16 protein-coding genes are annotated in these 19,871 nt (G+C 70.4%); 7 read left to right on the top strand and 9 right to left on the bottom strand.

Translation table 11 applies throughout. The features are described 5' to 3' along the window. Nucleotides 1-7 precede the first annotated feature (7 nt). Nucleotides 8-463: a BLUF domain-containing protein gene (locus ACVBD7_RS08555; protein WP_458097057.1), complete on the top strand. Its 456-nt coding sequence runs from the start codon at nt 8-10 to the stop codon at nt 461-463. A 105-nt stretch (nt 464-568) separates the two neighbouring features. On the opposite strand, the gene ACVBD7_RS08550 is transcribed toward ACVBD7_RS08555, so the two are convergent. Further along, on the bottom strand, nt 569-2,047 hold the full coding sequence (locus tag ACVBD7_RS08550) for an amidohydrolase family protein (RefSeq protein WP_458097056.1): 1,479 nt from the start codon (nt 2,045-2,047) through the stop codon (nt 569-571). Between the two features lie 92 nt (nt 2,048-2,139). Here ACVBD7_RS08550 and ACVBD7_RS08545 point away from each other — a divergent pair, with 92 nt between their 5' ends. Both ACVBD7_RS08545 and ACVBD7_RS08540 read left to right on the top strand, forming a co-directional pair. Beyond that, entirely contained in the window at nt 2,140-3,618 is a 1,479-nt protein-coding gene (locus tag ACVBD7_RS08545; RefSeq protein ID WP_458097055.1) for a helicase HerA domain-containing protein, read from the top strand. A gap of 56 nt (nt 3,619-3,674) precedes the next feature. Next, on the top strand, nt 3,675-4,637 hold the full coding sequence (locus tag ACVBD7_RS08540) for a Bug family tripartite tricarboxylate transporter substrate binding protein (RefSeq protein WP_458097054.1): 963 nt from the start codon (nt 3,675-3,677) through the stop codon (nt 4,635-4,637). 24 nt (nt 4,638-4,661) lie between these two features. Here the strand turns inward: ACVBD7_RS08540 and ACVBD7_RS08535 are convergent, their stop codons facing one another. Then, on the bottom strand, nt 4,662-5,750 hold the full coding sequence (locus tag ACVBD7_RS08535; protein WP_458097053.1) for a TauD/TfdA family dioxygenase: 1,089 nt from the start codon (nt 5,748-5,750) through the stop codon (nt 4,662-4,664). Between the two features lie 160 nt (nt 5,751-5,910). On the opposite strand from ACVBD7_RS08535, the gene ACVBD7_RS08530 reads away from it, so the two are divergent. The 3 genes from ACVBD7_RS08530 to ACVBD7_RS08520 all read left to right on the top strand — a co-directional run bounded on the left by ACVBD7_RS08530 (nt 5,911) and on the right by ACVBD7_RS08520 (nt 8,446). After that, complete coding sequence (locus tag ACVBD7_RS08530; RefSeq protein WP_458097052.1) at nt 5,911-6,894, top strand: Bug family tripartite tricarboxylate transporter substrate binding protein; 984 nt, start codon at nt 5,911-5,913, stop codon at nt 6,892-6,894. Between the two features lie 260 nt (nt 6,895-7,154). After that, nucleotides 7,155-7,718 (top strand): hypothetical protein, encoded by a 564-nt coding sequence (locus ACVBD7_RS08525; protein WP_458097051.1) that lies wholly within the window; start codon nt 7,155-7,157, stop codon nt 7,716-7,718. A 14-nt stretch (nt 7,719-7,732) separates the two neighbouring features. Next, nucleotides 7,733-8,446: an endonuclease/exonuclease/phosphatase family protein gene (locus ACVBD7_RS08520; RefSeq protein ID WP_458097050.1), complete on the top strand. Its 714-nt coding sequence runs from the start codon at nt 7,733-7,735 to the stop codon at nt 8,444-8,446. Between the two features lie 226 nt (nt 8,447-8,672). Here the strand turns inward: ACVBD7_RS08520 and ACVBD7_RS08515 are convergent, their stop codons facing one another. The 3 genes from ACVBD7_RS08515 to ACVBD7_RS08505 all read right to left on the bottom strand — a co-directional run bounded on the left by ACVBD7_RS08515 (nt 8,673) and on the right by ACVBD7_RS08505 (nt 13,142). Next, nucleotides 8,673-9,698: an ABC transporter substrate-binding protein gene (locus ACVBD7_RS08515; RefSeq protein WP_458097049.1), complete on the bottom strand. Its 1,026-nt coding sequence runs from the start codon at nt 9,696-9,698 to the stop codon at nt 8,673-8,675. A gap of 109 nt (nt 9,699-9,807) precedes the next feature. Next, nucleotides 9,808-10,692, bottom strand: coding sequence for a transglutaminase family protein (locus ACVBD7_RS08510; RefSeq protein WP_458097048.1), 885 nt, complete (start codon nt 10,690-10,692; stop codon nt 9,808-9,810). Beyond that, complete coding sequence (locus ACVBD7_RS08505) at nt 10,689-13,142, bottom strand: circularly permuted type 2 ATP-grasp protein (protein ID WP_458097047.1); 2,454 nt, start codon at nt 13,140-13,142, stop codon at nt 10,689-10,691. Before ACVBD7_RS08505 ends, ACVBD7_RS08510 begins: the two co-directional genes overlap by 4 nt. A 282-nt stretch (nt 13,143-13,424) precedes the next feature. On the opposite strand from ACVBD7_RS08505, the gene ACVBD7_RS08500 reads away from it, so the two are divergent. Then, on the top strand, nt 13,425-14,456 hold the full coding sequence (locus ACVBD7_RS08500) for an ABC transporter substrate-binding protein (protein ID WP_458097046.1): 1,032 nt from the start codon (nt 13,425-13,427) through the stop codon (nt 14,454-14,456). A gap of 7 nt (nt 14,457-14,463) precedes the next feature. Here the strand turns inward: ACVBD7_RS08500 and ACVBD7_RS08495 are convergent, their stop codons facing one another. From ACVBD7_RS08495 to ACVBD7_RS08480, 4 genes are read right to left on the bottom strand one after another with little or no spacing between them, the layout of a single operon-like run. Next, a complete protein-coding gene (locus ACVBD7_RS08495) occupies nt 14,464-15,177 on the bottom strand; it encodes a metallophosphoesterase (RefSeq protein ID WP_458097045.1) in 714 nt (237 codons plus the stop codon). Then, entirely contained in the window at nt 15,174-16,622 is a 1,449-nt protein-coding gene (locus tag ACVBD7_RS08490; RefSeq protein ID WP_458097044.1) for a cryptochrome/photolyase family protein, read from the bottom strand. Before ACVBD7_RS08490 ends, ACVBD7_RS08495 begins: the two co-directional genes overlap by 4 nt. Next, nucleotides 16,619-17,314, bottom strand: coding sequence for a ligase-associated DNA damage response endonuclease PdeM (gene pdeM / locus ACVBD7_RS08485; RefSeq protein ID WP_458097043.1), 696 nt, complete (start codon nt 17,312-17,314; stop codon nt 16,619-16,621). Before pdeM ends, ACVBD7_RS08490 begins: the two co-directional genes overlap by 4 nt. Next, nucleotides 17,311-19,860 (bottom strand): ligase-associated DNA damage response DEXH box helicase, encoded by a 2,550-nt coding sequence (locus ACVBD7_RS08480; RefSeq protein WP_458097670.1) that lies wholly within the window; start codon nt 19,858-19,860, stop codon nt 17,311-17,313. The genes pdeM and ACVBD7_RS08480 overlap by 4 nt, the downstream gene beginning before the upstream one ends. Nucleotides 19,861-19,871: the final 11 nt, after the last annotated feature.

Here is a 19,871-nt window from a genome sequence, read left to right as displayed (position 1 = left end):
GAACCGCGTGCCGACTTCGGTAGATCCCGAGAATCTGCACCGCCTGATCTACTGCAGCACGATGGATTTCGACGCGACGCACGTCCCGTTCACGTCGGAGATCCAGTCCATCCTGGAGCGATCGCGGAGCCACAACCCGACCAGCGGCATCACTGGTGCTTTGATGGCGGGGGAGTCCCGCTTCGCCCAGGTGTTGGAGGGAACGCTCTCCGATCTCGTGAGCCTTTACGGCAGGATCGCCCGCGACAGGCGTCACCGGGATGTGTTGCTGCTGACCATCGAACCCGCCAGGAGGCGGCACTTCCAGGATTGGGCGATGGCCTATGTCAGCCAGGAGGACCAGGCTGAAATCCCGCTCTCCTCCCGACCGCCCGGTTCGAACCTGTCCGGGTCCTCAGTTTCCGGCGCGGGCGTGCTCGCCCTGTTGCGCTACGTCCTGACGCCGGACAGGCGCGGGGACTGATGCCCGCTCTCCTACAGCGGACCCTAACCTTGGGCGAGGGATCGTGGCGGAACGGCACGACGCACTTTCAGTGAACGCGTCGGGCAGGTCCCCCAGTCCTTGCCGTCAGTGCGCCAGCAAACGCCGCGCTGCGGTGAAGCGCGAGCCCAGCCCACGGCAATGGCACGCGACATGCGGTGCGATGGCCTCGGCCCATTCGCGCGTGCCGGCATTTGCGCCGGCGAGCCGGTCGGCCGCCTCCTGAGCCGCGCGGGCCAGCGCCGCCTCGTCCACGCCCAGAACGCGGCCGTCGCGCAGCTTCCAGTCGCCGCCCACCATCACCTCGCGGATGGCTAGGCCATCCTCGGTAAAGACGAGCTGGTTGGCAGCGTCGTTGAAGGGCGCCCAGTTGATATGGGCGAGGTCGAGGAAGACGAAATCCGCCAGTTTGCCCGGCGCGATCACACCGGCATCGATCCCCAGAAGCCTCGCCGAGCCCTCGGTGGCGAGACGCACCGTCTCGGCCGTGCCGAGCCAATCCTCCTCCGTCGCGTCCTCCCACAGGCGTGAGGCAAAGGCGGCCAGGCGCATCGCCTCGAACATGTTCTGGTTGTCCGAGGAACCGGAACCGTCCGTTCCCAGCCCGACCACCACCCCGGCCCGGATCGCGCCGCGCACCGGGGCGATGCCGGAAGCGAGGCGCATGTTGGACCCCGGATTGTGCGACAACCCCGCGCCGCGCCAGCCGAGAAGCGCGAGATCCGCCTCGGTCAGCCAAACTCCATGCGCCACGCTGAACCGCTCGTTCACCAGCCCGAGCCCGTCCATATGCGCGAGCAGGGTGGAGCCGTAGCGAATCTCCCCACCGCCGGCCTGGTAGCGCGCCTCGGCCACATGGGTCTGCATCCGCAGCCCGTGCTCGGCCGAGAGATCGCGGCAGCCCTCCAGGAAGGCATCCGAGCAGTGCAGGGGAATAGTCGGGGCGCAGCCCAGCTGAACGGTGCCGCTTCGCCAGGACTTCGCGGCCTCGTGGATGGTCGAGAGAATGTCGTCGGCCTTGGCCATCGAGAGCCCTGCGGCCCGCGCCCGGTGCTCCTCCGGTAGGGCCTGGATGAGGCCAGGGGTTGCCTGGAAGAAAGTCAGGTCCGCCACCATTGGCGCCACAAGGGCACGCAGCCCGACCTCCTGGTATGCCTCTGCCATGGTCTGCAGCCCCTCCACAGAGGGACCGGGGAATTCAAAGGCCAGATCATAGCCGGCGGTGCAGCCCTTCCGCAGCATTTCCACCGCGGTGAGGGTGGTTGCCAGGCGCTTATCGGCCAGCCCGCGCCCACCGCCGATCCATGGCGCATGGGTAAGCAGCAGGGCCAGGTCCCACTTGTCGCCCATGCCCTTGGAAAGGCCGCCATGGCCGTGGGTGTGGCCGTTCACCAGCCCGGGGATAACCAGCCGGCCGGCGGCTTCGTGGCGGGCGACATCCTCCACCGCCGTGCCCGGAGGCAATAGGGCCGCGATGCGATCGCCCTCCAGCAGAATGTCGAGGAAGGGGGCGGAGAGCGCATCGGGCGAGAGAACCCGGGCGCCGGTGATGAGAAGGCGTTCCATGCGCCACACCCTGCAAGTCACGCGCCGTCTTGCCTACCCTGGGCCAAGCCCGGCCGCTCCCAAGCCCGGCCCGATCGGCTATACCCGCGCTTATGACAATCGGCATCGAGTTGGGGCGCACGAACACGGGTGCGGCCGGGATGATGGACCTGGAGGAGCTGCTGGCCACCCGCCTCCTCGTCCAGGGTAATTCGGGCAGCGGCAAGTCCCATCTTCTGCGCCGGCTGATGGAGCAGTCCGCCCCCTGGGTGCAGCAGGCCGTCATCGACCCCGAGGGCGATTTCACCTCCCTGGCCGACAAGTTCGGCCATCTGGTGATCGATGCCGCCGCCCATCCCGAGGAGGCCATGACGGCCGCCGGGGACCGGGTGCGCCGCCACCGCGTCTCCGTGGTGCTGAACCTGGAAGGGCTGGAGATGGACAAGCAGCTCCGCCACGCGGCCGCCTTCCTCGGCGGGCTGTTCGATGCCGAACGCGACCACTGGACGCCGATGCTGGTGGTGGTGGACGAGGCTCAGCTCTTCGCCCCCTCCTCGGGCGGCGACGTCTCCGACGATGCCCGCCGCGCCGCCCTCTCTGCGATGACGGACCTGATGTGCCGCGGCCGCAAGCGGGGCCTGGCCGGCATCATCGCAACCCAGCGCCTGGCGAAGCTGGCCAAGAACGTGGCCGCCGAGGCATCCAACTTCCTGATGGGCCGCACCTTCCTCGATATCGACATGGCCCGCGCTGCCGATCTCCTGGGCATGGAGCGCCGCCAGGCCGAGCAGTTCCGCGACCTGCAGCGCGGCCATTTCATCGGCCTCGGCCCCGCGCTCTCCCGCCGGCCGCTGGCGATGCGGATCGGCGTGGTCGAGACCCAGAGCCGTGGCTCCGGCCCCTCCCTCACGCCTCTGCCGCAGACCGGGCAGGAGGAGGCGCGGGAGCTGATCCTGGCCGCGCCCGATCCCGTCGCCCCGCGCCCGGCCCGCCGCCCGCCGCCGATGCCGGCGCAGGACATCCTGGCCCAGCTCGCCCAGGCGACCCCCCGTGCCGCGCCCGCGCGGGCCGCCGAGCCCGAGCCCTCCCCGGAGGAACTGGCCGAGCGGGAGGCGCGCACCGCCGGGATCCTCGGCGACATGCTGGCTGAGGAGGACGCAGCCTTCCGGCCCATCGGGGTGCTGTACCAGGACCTATTGGTGCGGCTGCGCATCCATGCCGTGACCGGCCGCCCGCCTGAGCTGCCAGCCTTTCGGCGCATGCTGGCCGTGGCCCGCGCCGGTATCCCGCCGGAGGCCGCAAACGACCCGGGCTGGCCCGAAGCCGCCGCCCGTGCCGACTCCCTGCCCGAGGATACGCAGGGCGTGTTCCTGTTGATCGCCCATGCGGCGCGCCAGGGCTTGCCCTGTCCGTCGGATGCCGCCATCGCCCGCGCCTATGGCAGCCGCTCGGCCGGGCGGGCGCGCCGGCTTCTCACCTGGATCGAGGAGCAGGGGCTGATCGTCACCCGCCCAGCCGCGGGCGGCCGACGGATCGTGGCGCTGGTTGGCCTTGCCTGGGAAACGGCGCCGGGCGACCCCGCGGCGGCGTGACTGGCCGCTTCCCTGTCGCTGCGCCATCCTGGGCGCAACGAAACGGGGAAGCATCCATGCGCATGACACGCCGCGGCGCCATAGCCGGCCTTGCCACAGCCCTCGTCGCGCGCGACGCGGCCGCGCAGTCCAACACCATCACCCTGGTTGTCCCCACCGCCCCGGCCGGCACCACGGATTTCGCGGCGCGTCTTCTTGCCGAGCCTCTGTCACGCCAACTGGGCCAGCCCGTGGTGGTGGAGAACAAGGCGGGCGCCAATGGTGCACTCGGCACGCAGGATGTCGCACGGGCGCGGCCGGACGGGACTCGGCTGCTGGTGCAGTATTCCGGCTATCATGTCGGGTCGCCCGCCATCGTGCCGAATATCGGCTACGATGTGCGGCGCGACTTCGCGCCGGTCTCGCTGCTGCTCGACGCGCCGCAGGTAATCTTCATCCACCCATCCATCCCGGCCGCCAATGTCCAGGAGCTGGTCGCCTACGCGAAGGCCAATCCGGGCACGCTGAACTACGCCTCCTCGGGCACCGGCTCGCTCCAGCATCTCGGCACGGAGCTGCTGAAGCTGCGCACGGGCACGGACATGACCCATGTGCCCTATCGCGGCACCGGCCCGGCAACGCAGGATCTCGTCGCTGGCCGCGTGCAGATGATGATGACCACTCCCCCGCCGCTGATGCCCTTCGTGCGGGAGGGAAGGCTGCGCGCCATCGCCATCACCTCCGGCACCCGGCACCCCGCGTTGCCGGACGTGCCGACGCTTGCGGAATCCGGCTTCCCGGACCTCGAGGTGATCGGCTGGTTCGCCGTCTTTGCCCCGGCCGGTACGCCAGAGCCGGTGCTGCGCCGCCTGACAGAGGCCTGCAACGCCGTGGTGGACACGCCCGAGTTCCGTCGCCGCGCGGAGGAGCAGGGCGCCATCATCCGCATCATGCCACCAGCCGAGATGCAGACCCGCGTGAACCGGGAGTTGGACGAGTGGACGCGCGTGGTGCGCGCGGCAAACATCAGGCCGGATTAGGGGTGGGGGCCCAAGCCCCCACCCTCATGCTGCCAGGGCGGACTGCCCGGGAATTGCCCCGCCGCGCACGGCACCCGGCGCCGTGGTGCCCCACTGCACCGCATGCCCCGCCGGAAGGGCGCGGCTGTTCGGTGTGGACAGCCAGATTCGCATCAGCACGCGGGAGGCGCCGGAAGCGGTATCGTCCGCATAGGCCGTGCGGCCGTGATAGGTGACGTGCTGGTTCATCAGCTGGATCTGCCCGGGTTCGAAAGGCAGCTGCAGGGACAATTCGTCCGCGATCGCGGCCAGCGCGTCCATCGCCTCTACCTGCTCGGGCCGCAGCGGCTGCACCCCCGGCTCGGCATGCGCCATCTCCACGTAGGTGCGGGAATACTGGCTGGTGAAGGCGCCGCCCGGCCCGCGGGAGAAGACCGGCATGGTGAACACCCGGTCCTGATGGCCCTCGCCTTCCTCGTCCGCCGGGCGCATGCGGTGAAAGTCCTGGTACAGCACGCGCAACAGGTCCGGCCGGCGCTCGGCAAGCGCGTCGTGGATCGCGACGGTCGACACGATGCGGCTCTCACCGCCGGCGATGCCGTTGGAGGCGCAGAGCAGCGCCAGCACGTCGCACTTGTCCGTATGGAAGCGCAGCGGGCCGGTGGAGCGCGACCGGGCGCGGGCGGAGGGGACGGCACCGCCCGCGTCAGGCCCGGTCACGGCAGCGCCGGTGCCCGTTTCGTCCCTCACCTCGGCCAGGATCTCGCCCTTGGTATTCTGCGGCAGGGGCGTGCCGAGATGAGCGCAGATACCCCAGAAAACCGTCTTCATCTCGTCCGAGGAATAGCGCTCGGCCGGCAGGCCGGAGATGCGGACCAAACCCCCCCCGTCCTCCAACTCCCGCGACACCGAGTCGAGCAGGGCTCGCAGAGTCGGCAACGGGAAGTCGGCAGCCCGAATCCGCGGCAGCGACGATGGCGTGGCCAGGCCGCGTGCCCGGATGCCGGCCAGCGCCGCGTCGATCTCGGCCACTGCCGCTCCATCGAGGCGGAACACCCAGCCCGGGTCATGCGCCAGCTCGGCGCCGGTCCAGGCGGCGCGGCCGCCAATGGTCTTGAGAGGATCGGTCTGCATCGGTTGACGGTCGCGCGCGGGCGCCGCGTCGGTCAAGACGGCCCTGGCATGCAGGCTGCATCAAGGCGCGCCGACGATGCACCCCTTCAAGGCCGCATGGGCAGGGCGAGCGGGGTGCGGCAGAATGGCGCCTGACCGCGCCCAGCCTCCGGGGATCTCCATGACTAACTTGCGCCGCCGCGACCTCGCTGCGCTCCTCACCGCCACAATGGGCACACTCGCGCGCCCAGCGCTGGCGCAGCCGGGCTGGCCCTCCAAGCCCATCCGCTTCATCATCCCCTGGCCGCCCGGCGGGCTGAACGACCTCATCGCGCGCGGCTACAACGACCAGGTCTCGCGCCGGCTCGGCGCCACGGTCGTGAACGACTTCAAGGCGGGCGCTGGCGGGCGCATCGGGGTGGCGGAGATCGCCCGCGCGGCGCCGGATGGCTACACGATCGGCATGGGAAATCTTGGCCCGCTGACCATCTTTCCGCACCTCTACCGGGACATGCCCTATGACGCGCGGCGGGATGTCGTGCCGGTGACGATGTTCGCAGCATCCCCCCTCGTGCTGGTGGTGAACAGGGATCTGCCGGTGAACAGCGTGGCGGAGCTGGTCGCGCTGGTGAAGTCGCGGCCGGGGCGGATGAACGTGGCCTCCGTCGGCGTCGGCACGGCGCAGCACCTGATTTTCGAGATGCTGAAGGAGCGAGACGGCATCCAGATGGAGCATGTGCCCTACAAGGGCACCAATGAATCCCTGCCCGCGATGCTGCAGGGTGATGTGCACGCCATGTTTGACACGCTTCCGCTGATGCTGCCGCAGTTGCGCGCGGGCGCGATCAAGGCGCTTGCGGTCACCACCCCCAGCCGCATCTCGCAGCTGCCGGATGTGCCGACCATGGTGGAATCCGGCTACCCGGATGCCGACGTGGTCACCTGGTACGCCGTCATCACTCCCGCCGGCACGCCGCGCCCGATCGTCGACCGCTTGTATGATGCCTATACCGAAGCCGCGGCAACGCCGGAGGTGAAGCGCCTGCTGGAGGATCAGGGGCTGATCTACCTGCCCAATACACAGGCCCAGTTCGCCGCGCGGATCGCAGCGGAGTCCGACCGCTGGGCGCGAATCATCCGCGAGCAGAAGATAAGCGTACAGTAGCGGTCAGGCGCCGCCCTGCACTTCATCGGTAGTGCCACGCCTTGCAGCACGGCTCCCGACACTGGCCGTGCCTCGTAGGAGGTCAACGAATGGCCCTGGGCCGCGTTCAACTCCGCCAGCACGATGCGGTGGTATCGCCCGGCAATGACGATAGCAGCTCTTGTTGCGCGGCTGCCCTCTCTTGAGGGGCGTGGCCGAGCGTAAGGGCCGGGGCGCAGCGATCCGGGGGTGACCTGGGCGCACGACGGAGGGAGAGGCGCTTGGCCCTGCTGACGAAGGACGACCTTCGCCGCCAGTCCCCGTTTGCCTGGGCCTGCCTTCTCGCCCTGGCCGCGATGGCCGCCTGGTTCTGGGTGTTGGACAAGCGAAACGCGTCCATGGGCACGATTGTGGCCATGGTCGGCTGCCTCGGCCTGATCCTACCGCCGCGCGAGCGCATGGACCTGCTGCCCTGGCGCCTCCGGGAGCTGCCGCGCGGCCTGGATGCCGCGCCAATTCTCGCAACTCTCGTTTCCAGCCCTGGCTACGGTTTGAACTGGTTTTACGGAGCCAACCTGTATGACGAGGTCGTCCACCTCCTCAGTGGCGGGCTTGCGGGAGCGGTGTTCGGCGCACTGCTCCTCGCGGATGGCCGCCCCCGCGGCGTCGGGCACCTTCTCCTCGCAGGAACGGTCTTCGGCCTGAACCTCGGCACGTTCTGGGAGGTTTTCGAGTACGTCACCCGCCTCATCGGCGACTGGTCTGACACCTGGACCGACGTGGCACTGACAACGGCTGGCGCCGCGCTAGGCGTCCTGCTGGTGCAGCGGATCAGGCGCCGGTGAGGCCGGATCCGCCGATGCGCGTGGCCACCTACAACGTGCATCGGGGACGCGGCCCGGGCGGCTTTTTCCGGCCGGAACGCATCGCCCGCGTCATCGCTGAGATCGGCCCGGACCTGATCGCGCTGCAGGAAGCGCAGCACTACCTGCGCCCGGGCAAGGAGATGTTCGACGCCGAGTGGCTGGAGCATGAGGCCGGGCTGCACCTTCTGCGCATTCCCGGCCGCGCTGGTGAACAGGGATGGCGGAGCAACCTCGTCCTCGTCGGGCGCGGTGCGAAGCTGCTGCGGCCGCCGACGAGCCTGCGGATCGGCGGCATGGAACCGCGAGGGGCCATTCTCGCCGATCTGGACCTGGGTTGGGGCCCGTTCCGGCTTCTCGCCACCCATCTCAGCCTGGGCGCGGCGCGGCGCCGGCACCAGGCGGAGGCGTTGCTGGCAGCCATGCGGGCCGGCGAGGGTGGCGGCCTTCCGACGATCCTGCTGGGCGATTTGAATGAGTGGCGCTCCGGCGCCTCTGCGCTTGCAGTGCTGGAGCCAGCCTTCGGTCCCCAGCCCTCCGCCCCGACCTTCCCGGCCTTCCGGCCGATGCTGTCGCTGGACCGGATCATGGGGCGCCCGCGTGGTCTCGTCGCCGCCGTGGAGGCCCACGATACGCCACTGGCCCGCCGAGCATCGGACCACCTGCCGCTCGTGGCAGAGATCGATGCATCGTTGCTCGAACGGCACTGATGCAGGGGTGCGCCTGGCCGGGCGCTGCAGCACAAGCGTCGAGAAATCGCCTCGGAGGACGATCGGCATGCTGTAGGCCATAAACACGGGCCACGCGGGCTGACCTTCCCGTCGCCTGAGACTTGAACCTAAGCCGCGCCTCAACAGACGGGAGGTCGACGAACTTCAGGTTCCTCGCGGACGTGTCCGGGAAGGCAGAGCCTTCCCGGGTACCGCGATTGCGCCCTTACCCGACCCGCCGCTCGCTGGTCGGCGGCAGGAAGCGTTCGGTGAACATGTCCGCAACCTTGGGCGGGTTCGTCACGCCATAGGCTTCGGCGTTGACGCGGATCAGCGTCTCGGCGCGCGCGGCGTCGATCGCGCCCGTGCCGCTAGCGCGCACGGCGGGGGTAAGTATGGAGCGATCGCGCGTCATTGCCCAGCGACGCTTCTCCAGCGCTTCGTCGAAGAGCGGCTCGCGCCGCTTGAGTGCGGCCATACCGGCATCGGGTTCGGCGATGAGCAGCTTGAGGCCCTCGATCGAGGCGCGCACGAAGCCGGCGGCCTGCTGCGGGTTGCGCTCCAGCCAGTCGGCGCGGGCAACCACCGCACTGCCGTAGATGTCCAGGCCATTCTCCGCATAGGGCCAGGCCACGATGTCCTCCTCCTTCGTCCCGAGGCCGACGAGGTTGAAGTAGGTGGTGAAGAGAAAGCCCGTCACGGCGTCCACCTGGCCCTGGGCCAGCATCGTGTCGCGCAGGTTGGCGGCCATGCTGGTCCAACGGATGCCGCCGGCCTCTATGCCGGCCACGCGCGCAAAGGCGGGGAACAGCATGCGGCTGCCCTCGCCCTCGGGCGCGCCAAGACGCTTGCCGGCCACGGCCTTGGGGTCGCTGATGCCGCTACGCTTGAGGGTGATGAGGGCCGCCGCCGTGCGGTCCAGCACCTGGTAGATGGAGACGAGGCGCTTGTCGGGGTTCTCGGCGTTGAACTTCACCATGGTCGAAACGTCGGTGTAGCCAATGTCGTAGGCGCCAGCAGCGACCTTCACCGCGGTGTCGCCGGAGCCGAAGCCGCGGTCCATGCGGACGGCCAGTCCTTCCCGGCGGAAGACGCCGCGATCCTCGGCCAGGGCGAACATGCCGTGGTTGCCCTGCAGCGCCCAGTCGAGCGCGAAGCGGATAGGAGACTGGGCGGCGGCGGTGCGGAGAACGGGCAGGGCGAGAGGCAGCGCGGCGCCGGCGGTCAGAAAGGTGCGGCGAGAGGGGGACATGGGCGGCGTTCTCCGGTGATGGCCTGGGAAGTCCTGGCGCCGGGGTCTGCGGCGCGGGCCGCGGTTCATGCAGGAACGATGCCGCGGGATTGTGCCTCCAGAGGCCCCATCAAGCGGGGACGGGCGCCTCGTCCATGTCCACGCCCACCGTCACGGAGTGGTGCCCGCCGCCGAGGATGACGCCCAGCAGCGGGGAGACGTCGCCGAAGTCGCGGCCCCAGCCGAGCACGACGTGCTCCTCCGATACAAAGAGGCTGTTGGTGGGGTCCAGCTCCACCCAGCCGGCACCGCCGTCGGATTCCGGCCCAAGCCAGGCGGCGACCCAGGCATGGGACTGGTCGGCGCCCTGGCGCCGCACACCGCCCGGCGGCGGACGGGTGCGGATATAGCCGGAGACGTAGCGAGCAGGGATGCCGAACATCCGCAGCCCGGTGATCATCAGATGGGCGAAGTCCTGGCACACGCCCTCACCCCGGCGCAGCACCTCCTCGACCGGTGTGGAGACGGTGGTGACACCAGAGCGGAAGGCCATCCGTTCGCGGAAGTGGCCGATCATCTCGACTATTGCCTCGCCAGCAGGGCGGTGCGGCGGAAAATAGGGGGCAAAGAAGGCGTGGGCGGTGGGCACGGGCGGCAGGGTGGGGCTGGGGAAGAGGAACTCGGCGGCGCCCGGGTCGCGGAGCGCCATGTCGCGGATCGCTTCCCAGGGTGGGGTCCGGTCGGGCAGGGGGGTCGGGGCGCGCACCTCCACCACGGATTCGGCCGTGACGCTGAAGCGGGAATGGGGTGCGTCGAGGTACAGCCAGGCTGTGGGGTTGCCGAAATAATCGGGTTCCTCGGCCCGCCGCGCCGGCTCGGGATCGCTGGAGAGAGACGTCGACAGCACGCGCTGGCGGTTCCCGAGTGGCCGGGGAAGGAGATGCAGCAGATGCGTCGCCATCTCCACGGGATGCTCGTAGGCGTAGGCGGTGACATGGCGGACCCGATAGATCACGCAGCGCCCCTTCTCACCGTGTCCACCCCCAGCAGCCGCGGCGGGGCGAGGAGGGTGAAGTAGCGGCGCCCGATCGCGTCCGACAGGGCACCGACCGACTCCTCCAGCGAGAGAAGCCGGGCCGAGAGGCCGGTCGCGGCGGTGGCCCCATCAGCCGCGGCTGCGACCTCCGCCGCCATCTCCTCGCCCTGCCTCCGGAGGCGTCGGGCCCATGCTGAGAGGCTGGGGTCGCCACCGCCCTCTACCCCGGCCAGCAGCGCTTCCGCCGCGCCGAGCTGGAACACTAGGCCACGAGGGTTCGCGGGGTCGGCCATCACCAGGTCCAGCGCGGGGGCGGGCTGCAACACATGGAGGTAGCGCGTGCGGTAGGTGATGACGGAATCGCAGAGCTCGAGCGCCAGGACGAGCGCGCTCTCCACCCGCGCCGGTGCCTCGGCCAGGAGATGGCCGAGCAAGGCCGCGACACTTGCGCCGCGCTCCAGCCGCCGCCCGAGATCGAGGAAGGAATGGGCGCCGCCTCGCACCATGTTCTCCGCCGCAACCCCCGCAACGCCGGAGGCGTAGCGCACCAACCCGCCGAGCGCGGCGCCGAGCGCGGCCGGGCCTTCGGCGGCCAGCAGCGCCGCGCGGGTGTCGCGCAGTGGCAGGGTGAAGGCGGCGTGCATGTCGCCCGTGAGGCGGTCCCGCGTGGCCTCGACCAGCCGCGCCACCTCGCCCGAGAGCCGGTGCAGCCGCCCCCCCTCGCGCCCCGCCCGTAGCAGGGCGCGGCGCAGAGCGGCGTCGTCACCGGAGGTCGGCACATCCTCGGCGCCGATCAGCCGCGCATCCAGCAGGCAGCGAGAGAGGGCACCAAGTTCTGCGATGTCCCGCGGCAGCATCGGCGCCCGGCTCAGCCGCGCGAGGGTCGCGCGCATGAGGCGGGCGGAATCGTCCAGCCGCTCCACATAGCGGCCCAGCCAGAACAGGTTGTCGGCGACGCGGGAGGGAAGATCGCCGGCCGTGCGGCGAATGGCCAGGGCGGGAACCTGCACCGTGCCGGGGCCGCGGATCTCTGCGCGCTCCTCGGAGACGACCCAGACATCCTTGCCCACCGTCTCAGGCCGGCCCTCGGCATCCGCAAGGCGCGCTAGGCCGCCGGGAAGGCAGCGCCAGCGGGCGCCGTCATGCAGGAGGAACATGCGCAGCACTACCGGCCGCGGCTCCAAGGCATCCCCGACCAGCGCGGGCGAGAGCGAGGGCAGCGTGCGCGCAACCGCCGCCCAGCCGCGTGGGTCCTTCTCCGCGGCACCGAGCGCCGTTCCACTAGCCCCACCGTCCTCCGCACCGCTCGCAATGCGGACGGCAGGGCGCGCCAAGAAGCTTTCTGGCCCGGCGCGATAGCGGTCCAGCGACGCCGGATCACCCAACCAGAGTGTTTCCCTCGAGGGTATTCCCAACTTCTCGCCAAGCAACGCTTCGCACAGAACAGGCAGGAAGGCAGGAAGGGCAGATGTCTCCGCCAGCCCGGCTCCGGGGTGGTTGTGCACGGCCAGCGTGCCGCCCCGGATCGCATCCAGCAGCCCAGGGATACCGAGCGCGGTGCGGCCGCCGAGCTCCAGCGGATCGAGTGAGGCGCCGGACACACGGGAGAGCAGCACACGGACGGGCTGCAGCCCCCGCAGCGTCTTGAGGAACAGCGCGCCGCCGCGGGCAGTAAGGTCGCCCACCTCAGCAAGGGCGCAGGACAGCTCTCGGGCGAGGGTGACGTGCTCCGCCCAGGCGGGATGCCCCACGCCGGGCGTCAGCAGGGCGACGGTGGCCGTGCCTGAGGGTTCGGCGCCGGCCGCGCGCTGCAGCACCTCGCGCCAGGCGTCCAGGAACGGGCGGAGCGGACGCATCTGCACGGCGCGGGCGCATTCTGGCAGGGTGCGGGCCATGTGGCCGCGATTGGCGAGGGCCTGGGCGATCCCCTCCATCGCCACGACGCGGTCGCCCGAGACCTGCCAGCGGCCATCGGGCCCCCGCAGCAGGTCAGCGGCGTAGGCGTGCAGGAACCGCTCGGCGGGCAGGCCGCGGCAGGGGCGGAGGAAGGCCGGGTTTGGGAACACCAACTCGGGCGGCACCAGCCCATCGGAGAGCAGGCGCTGCGGGCCGTGCAGGTCTGCCAGCACGGCCTCGAGTAGCCGGGCACGCTGAGCAAGGCCTTCGGCGAGGGCGTCGAACTCTGAGCCGTCGAGCACCAGGGGCATCGGGTCGAGCCGCCGGGCCATCTGGCGGGCCGCCCCAGGGCCGGTCGGTGGGGAGGGGAGAAGGCCGGCGGACCCTTCCTCTTCGAAGGCGCGGTCCAGCAGTCGGGCGCGCTCGACCAAGCCGCCCTCCGGCAGGCTGGAAAGTGATCCGAGCAGGCCGGACCAGTGTGGGCGGATACGGCCGCGGCCGTCCACCATCTCGTCCAGGGATGCGGTGCTCATGCGCTGCGACCCGGCGCTCGCACGCCACGCGCGGCGCCGGTATGCCCGGCCAAGCTGCCCCCCGCCGGCGGCGAGGCGCGGCTGGACGCGGGAAGGAGAGGGGCGGTTCGGGGCTTCAGCGTCGGGTTCCGTGCACAGGGGGGCCGAGGGGGCGCGCAGCATAACGGGCGCGCCGGGCCGCGATAGCCCGCCGTGCTGGCGCCGGGGCCAGCGGCCGTGGCATCAGGGACGCGGATCGCGCATCGGCGCGGGCATTGGGCCCGCGAGCGGAACCGGCATCGAATGGAGGGACAGCCCGTGGGCACCAGGTATCGTATCGGCAGGCGGGCGCTTCTCGGCGGCGGCACTGCCCTCTCCCTCATGCCCGTCTTCGGTGCGCGCGTTTCGGCGCAGAGCCTGGACAAGGTGGTGTTTCAGAGCGACTGGCGCGCACAGGCCGAGCATGGCGGCTACTACCAGGCGGTCGCCGCCGGCATCTATCGCCGGTACGGGATCGACTGCGACCTGCGCCAGGGCGGGCCGCAGCTGAACCCCGCGCAGATGCTGGTGGGCGGGCGCGCGGACTTCATCATGTCCAACCCCTTCCAGGCGCTGAACTATGCAAGGGACGGCATGCCTTTCCTGTGCATCGCCGCGATCTTCCAGAAGGACCCCGTGATCCTCATGACGCATGAGGAAGCGGGCATCGACAGCTTTGAGAAGATGCGCGGCCGGCCCGTTTCGATGAGCGCCGCGGGCCGCGTGACGCACTGGCCTTTCCTGCGCAGCCGCTTTGGCTTCGATGACGGCCAGATCCGCCCGAAAGCCGTTAGCCTGCAGCCCTTCATGGTGGACAAGGGTTCCATCTATCAGGGCTTCGTCTCCTCCGAGCCCTTCACGGCGATCCACGCCGGCGCGCATCCGCGCGTCCATCTTCTCGCCGATGCGGGCTACGAGGCCTACAACACGACGATCGACGTCTCCGCGCGAATGATGTCCGAGCGGCGCGAGGTGGTGCAGCGCTTCATCGATGCCACGGTGGAGGGCTGGACCGAGTACATGAAGGGCGAGGACATTGCCGCCGCCAACGGCCTCATCCGCCGCCACAACCCGGAGATGCCGGAGGAGCTCATGGCCTACGGGCTGCGCGCCATGAGGGAGCGCGGCATTGTGCAGTCCAACGAGGCGCTGACGCTCGGCGTCGGCGCCATGACGCATGAGCGATGGGACCGGTTCTACGCGATCATGCGGGAAACGGGCGTGTACCCGGCCGGGCTCGACATACGCCGTGGCTACTCGCTGGATTTCGTGAACCGGAAGGTCGGGCTGGTCTAACCGCGGATCACCAGGGCAGGTCCACCCAGGAAAGGTGGCCGCCCTTTCCGGCGCCGGTGTCCATGAACACCGCTGCGCCACCGCCCGCACCCACCTGCATGAAGGGGCGACCGTCGCCGCTGCGGACCTCGTGCCCGCAATAGACGGTGAAGCCCTGGGGGATGCGATCCACCCAGTCATGCAGTCGCTCGGGGTAGCCGTCGTCGCGCATGCGGCTCGTCACCTGGCCGAACAGCGCGCGCGGCACCAGGCCCTCGGGCTTGCGCGCACCGGCATCGGGCGGCGGCGGCGCGTGCAGCATGCGCGGGTGGAAGCCGCCATGCACGAACAGGCGCTGGTCGATGCGCAGCCAGGCGGGCGCGCGGCCGATCTCCTCCACCGCGCGGCGGCGCAGCGCCTCGGCGTCCTTGGAGGAGTCGATCTGCTCCAGCGTGCGGCCCAGCCCATTTGGCTCGATGCGGAGCGGGTTTCCCTCCAGCGCCCGGCGCAGCTTGTGGTCGTGGTTGCCGAGCACGAAAAGGCCTCGGCCTTCGGCGCGCAAGGCGAAGGCACGGCGCAGCACGCCCGGCCCGTCAGGCCCGCCATCGGTGAGATCACCGAGCTGGATGACGAAGAGGCGCTCGGCGGTCGCGCCTTCCACAGCCGCATGGAAAGCTTCCGCCTCGCCATGGACATCGCCCACAACGCGGATCCCCTCGAAGCGGATGCGGAGATCCCTCACGCCGCCTTCCCCTGCTCAGCGAGGGTTCCTCGCGCGGTGGCGCGAAGGGCGGCAAGGGCGCGCGCGCGGCCCTCCGCATGCTCTACCACCGGGCGGGGATAGCTGGCCTCGTCCAGCCCCGCAGCCGCTCGTAATCCCTCGGGCGCGTCCCAGGGACGGTGGATGAAACGGGACGGCATACGGGCCAGCGCGGGCACCCAGCGGCGCACATAGGCGCCCTCAGGGTCGAACTTCTCGCCCTGCAGAATCGGGTTGAAGACCCGGAAATAGGGCGAGGAGTCGGTGCCGCTGCCCGCGATCCACTGCCAGGAGGCGCCATTATTCGCGGGGTCGGCGTCCACCAAGGTGTCCATGAACCAGGCGAAGCCGTCCTGCCAGGGCTGCAGCAAGTGCTTCACCAGAAGCGATGCCGCGATCATGCGTACCCTGTTGTGCATCCACCCGATCCGCCAGAGCTGGCGCATCCCGGCATCCACGATCGGATAACCGGTGCGCCCGCGCTGCCAGACCCGCAGCAAGTTCCGGTCCGGGGTGAAGGGGAAATGAACAAAGGGTGCGCGAAGGGCGGTGCGGGTCAGCTCGGGCCGGTGCCACAGCAGGTGCTGAGAGAACTCCCTCCACAGGATTTCCCGGAGGAAGGGCGTGGCCTCGTCGCCGCCGCCCTCACGGGCCGCGTGCCAAACCTGGCGGGGCGACACCTCGCCCCAGCGGAGATGGGGAGACAGGCCAGAGGAGCCCTCGATGGCCGGGTCGTTCCGGCGGGTGGCGTAGCCGGGCAGGCCACCTGCGGCGAAGCGGGCCAGCCGGGCTAAGCCACCAGCCTCGCCGGGCACCCAGGCTGCCCCGAATTCAGCGGCCCAGTCCGGCACGGGCGGACGGGGCAGCAGGGCCAAGTCATCGAGCGTCAGCCCGGTGCCTGCGTGCGCCGCGCCAAGGAGTCGGTCGGGCGCTTCGAGCGGCGGCGGCGGATCACCCTGCGCCAGCACCTTGCGCGCGAAAGGCGCATAGACGCCGTAAGGACGGCCGGAGCCGGTGAGGATGGAACCCGGCTGCAGCAGGTGGTTGGAGCGGTACAGGACCAGCTCGGTGCCCGTGCCAGACAGGCGCCGAACCAGCGCAGCTTCTTGCGCCCGTGCCCAGGGTTCGGCCAGCCAGCCGGCATGGATCACCGTTGCCCCCGTCTCGCGCGCGAGCTCGGTGAGCAGGGTGACGGCATCGCCTCGCAGCAGCCGGAGCGGGGCACCGCGGGCAGCGAGGTCGCGGCCCAGTGCGTCCAGGCTATGATGCAGCCACCACCGCGCCGCGCCACCAGGGCCCAGATCGCCGGCCGCCGCGTCGTCCAGCACGAAGACGGGGAGGATTGGGGCCGACCGCGCGGCCTCCAGCGCCGGGTTGTCGGCCAAGCGCAGGTCCTGGCGGAACCAGAGGATGGCCGGGGCCGTCATGCCGCGGATTCCGCGCGCCGGCGCATCGGCGCCATCGGCACGCTGTAGAGCCGGTCCGGCCCGAGCAGGAACACCCGCCCACCGCGCGGAAACAGCCCGCCCAGTGCTGGATCCCGCACGTCCAGCCCGCCGGTATAGGCGCCGAAGGAGGGCAGGATGACACGGCGGGCATCGGTGGCGAAGCAGGGGCGGCTGATGCCGCCGGCGCGGGTGGCCAGCGTCGCCTTCGGATGGAAATGGCCGCTCAGCTCGCCCTGGCCGCGCGGGTCCGCTTCGTGCCGGAAGGTGAGGGGGCCGTCGGAGAACACGTTCACGGCGATCCCGGGCAGGCCGACAGGCGCGATCGGGTCGTGGTTGCCCAGCACCCAGACCACCTCCTCGACCGCGGCGAGGATGCGGCCCAGCGCGGCGCAGTCGGCCGGTGCCATGCGCTGGCAGCCGCCGGAGTCATGGAAGCTGTCGCCCAGCAGAACCAGCCGGCCGGGGTGGTAGCGGCGGACGGCGAGGGCGAGCTTCGAGAGGGTCTCGCGCGTGTCGTAGGGCGGAACCATTTGGCCGCGTGCGGCGAAATGGCTGCCCTTCTCCAGGTGCAGGTCGGAGACCGCCAGGGTGCGGTGCGCGGGCCAGAAGACAACGCCCACAGGGTCGAGCATCAGCCGCTCGCCCGCCAGGTGCAGCGGGGCGGCGATCACTGGCCGAGGCCCTTGGCGCTGCGGATGAAGCGGCGCGGCGGCGGTCGGCGCTTCCGGTCCTGTCGTCTCGGGCGGTCCACTACTCCGGAACGCACGCGGACGCCCTCCGTCACCTCGGCCAGCACATCCGCGAAATGCTCGGTGCCGCCGGTGGCTTCGTCCACCAGGGCGGCGGCCTCGGCTAGCAGCGCGTCCTCGGCACCGCCGGCCACCCATTCACGGCCCTCCTCGATGAGGGCGGGTACGGCAAGCGGCGAGACGCGGTCCAGGCGCCGGACGCGGATGGCGCCCCGGATGCGTGCGAGGAGGGTGGCAATGCGGCCGACATCGGTGAGGCCGGTCGCGGCCTCGGCGCGGGTGGCGCGGAGCAGGATGTGGTCGGGCTCGTGCTTGCGGAGGACGTCGTAGATCAGGTCGGAGTTCATGCTCATCTGTCGGCCGGATTTTTCCTGGCCCGGGTGGTTCTTCTCGATCAGCCCGGCAATGGTCGCGATGTTGCGGAAGGTGCGGCGGAGCATGGAGGATTCCGCGATCCACTCCTCCAGCTCCTCGCCGAGAATGTCCTCCTCGAACAGCTGCTCCGGCTCGGTCGGTTCGAAGGCGGACCAGGTAGCAAGTACGTAATCCGTGCCGAGATAGCCCATGGGAGCGTAGCCCAGGCGCTCCATCCGCTTCGTCACAAGCATGCCGAGCGTCTGATGCGCAAGACGGCCCTCGAAGCAGTAAGCGACCATGAACCAGCGGCCGCCCTTGGGGAAAACCTCGATCAGCATGCCGTCCCGCTGCGGCAGCTCGGAACGTCGCTGCTGCAACCGTAGCCAGTCCCGGACCGGGTCGGGCAGCGCGCGCCAGCGCTTCGGGTCGGCGAGGATTGAGCGCACGCGATAGGACAGGTTCGTGGAGAGCGGCAGGCGGGCGCCGGCATAGGCGGGGACGCGCGGATCGCCCTCGCCACCGCGGGTGACCACCATGGTCAGCGCGTCGATGCCCTCGTAGCGCAGCACCTGGCCGGCGAAGATGAAGGAGTTGCCCGGCTCCAGCGTGGAGGCGAACCACTCCTCCACCTCGCCCAGCACGGGGCCGCCGCGGATGCGGACCTTCAGCATTGGCGTGTCCACGATGGTGCCGAGATTCATCCGCGCCTGGCGGGCCACCTTCAGGTCCCGCACATGCACGAAGTCCTCGGCATCCCGGAACAGCTTGCGAAAGCGCTCATAGGCCTGCAGCGCATAGCCGCCATCCTCGACGAAGCGAAGGACGTCGTCGAAATCGCGCCGGGAGAGAGTGGCATAGGCACCCGAACGCGTGACCTCCGCGTAGAGGTCATCCGGGCGGAATGGCGCCTGGCAGGCCATGGCGAGGACGTGCTGGGCCAGCACGTCCAGCCCGCCGGGGCGGGGTGGCTCGCCATCCAGCTCGTTCGCCCGCACCGCCTCGGTAGCAGCGACGCATTCCAGCACCTCGAAGCGGTTGGCGGGCACCAGCACCGCGCGGGAGGGCTCGTCCATCCGGTGGTTGGCGCGGCCGATGCGCTGGAGGAGGCGGGAGACGCCCTTCGGCGCGCCGACATGGATCATCTGGTCCACCGCGCCCCAGTCGATGCCGAGGTCGAGCGAGGCCGTTGCCACCACCGCGCGGAGCTTTCCGGCGGACATGGCGGCCTCCACCTTCCGCCGTTGCTCGATCTGCAGGGAACCGTGATGGAGGCCGATGGGCAGGTTGCTCTCGTTCAGCTTCCAGAGCGCGGCGAAGATGAGTTCCGCCTGCGCGCGGGTGTTGACGAAGACGATGGTGACGGCGGCCGTCTCGATGCGGGCGAGGATGCCCGGGGCGGAGGCAATGCCCATATGACCGCCCCAGGGCAGGTGGCCCTCCGGCAGCATCAGGTCCATCAGCGGCTCGGCGCCGCCCTTTCCGACGACGAGGCGGACATCCTCGGCCCGCGCCGTGGGTGAGAGCCAGGCGCGAAGGGCTTCGGGATGAGCAACGGTGGCCGAAAGACCCACGCGCCGTAGTCCGGGCGCGAGCCCATCCAGCCGGGCCATGCAAAGGGCGAGCTGGTCGCCGCGCTTGGTCCCGGCCATGGCATGCGCCTCGTCCACCACCACGGCCTTCAGCCCGGCAAAGAACTCCGCGGCGTCGGGGTTCGCCAGCAGCACAGCGAGGCTTTCCGGCGTGGTCAGGAGAATGTTGGGCGGCGTCTCGCGCTGCCGGGCCCGGCGGTTATGCGGGGTGTCTCCGGTTCGGGTCTCGATGCGGATGAGCAGGCCCATCTCCTCGACCGGGGCCATGAGGTTGCGGGCGATATCGACGGCCAGCGCCTTCAGAGGGGAAACATAGAGGGTGTGCAGCCCCTCTCGCGGGTCCTTGTGCAGGTCCAGCAGGCTGGGAAGGAAGCCGGCCAGCGTCTTGCCGCCGCCCGTGGGTGCGATGAGGAGGGCGCTCTCGCCCGCCTTCGCGGCGCGCCAGAGGGCCAGCTGGTGGGGACGCGGCGTCCAGCCGCGTGCGGCGAACCAGCCCGCGAAGGGTTCCGGCAATGTTCCCATGGGCACGGGGT

This window comes from Roseomonas sp. WA12 (genome assembly GCF_054165765.1).
Note: the sequence above shows the minus strand (reverse complement) of the source record. Positions and strands in the feature narration are given on the sequence as shown.

Excerpts from the sequence above, each read along its gene's own strand:
- ACVBD7_RS08550 (WP_458097056.1), bottom strand. The coding sequence starts at position 2,047 with ATGGAACGCCTTCTCATCACCGGCGCCCGGGTTCTCTCGCCCGATGCG.
- ACVBD7_RS08545 (WP_458097055.1), top strand. The coding sequence starts at position 2,140 with ATGACAATCGGCATCGAGTTGGGGCGCACGAACACGGGTGCGGCCGGG.
- ACVBD7_RS08540 (WP_458097054.1), top strand. The coding sequence starts at position 3,675 with ATGCGCATGACACGCCGCGGCGCCATAGCCGGCCTTGCCACAGCCCTC.
- ACVBD7_RS08535 (WP_458097053.1), bottom strand. The coding sequence starts at position 5,750 with ATGCAGACCGATCCTCTCAAGACCATTGGCGGCCGCGCCGCCTGGACC.
- ACVBD7_RS08530 (WP_458097052.1), top strand. The coding sequence starts at position 5,911 with ATGACTAACTTGCGCCGCCGCGACCTCGCTGCGCTCCTCACCGCCACA.
- ACVBD7_RS08520 (WP_458097050.1), top strand. The coding sequence starts at position 7,733 with ATGCGCGTGGCCACCTACAACGTGCATCGGGGACGCGGCCCGGGCGGC.
- ACVBD7_RS08515 (WP_458097049.1), bottom strand. The coding sequence starts at position 9,698 with ATGTCCCCCTCTCGCCGCACCTTTCTGACCGCCGGCGCCGCGCTGCCT.
- ACVBD7_RS08505 (WP_458097047.1), bottom strand. The coding sequence starts at position 13,142 with ATGAGCACCGCATCCCTGGACGAGATGGTGGACGGCCGCGGCCGTATC.
- ACVBD7_RS08500 (WP_458097046.1), top strand. The coding sequence starts at position 13,425 with ATGGAGGGACAGCCCGTGGGCACCAGGTATCGTATCGGCAGGCGGGCG.
- ACVBD7_RS08490 (WP_458097044.1), bottom strand. The coding sequence starts at position 16,622 with ATGACGGCCCCGGCCATCCTCTGGTTCCGCCAGGACCTGCGCTTGGCC.
- ACVBD7_RS08480 (WP_458097670.1), bottom strand. The coding sequence starts at position 19,860 with ATGGGAACATTGCCGGAACCCTTCGCGGGCTGGTTCGCCGCACGCGGC.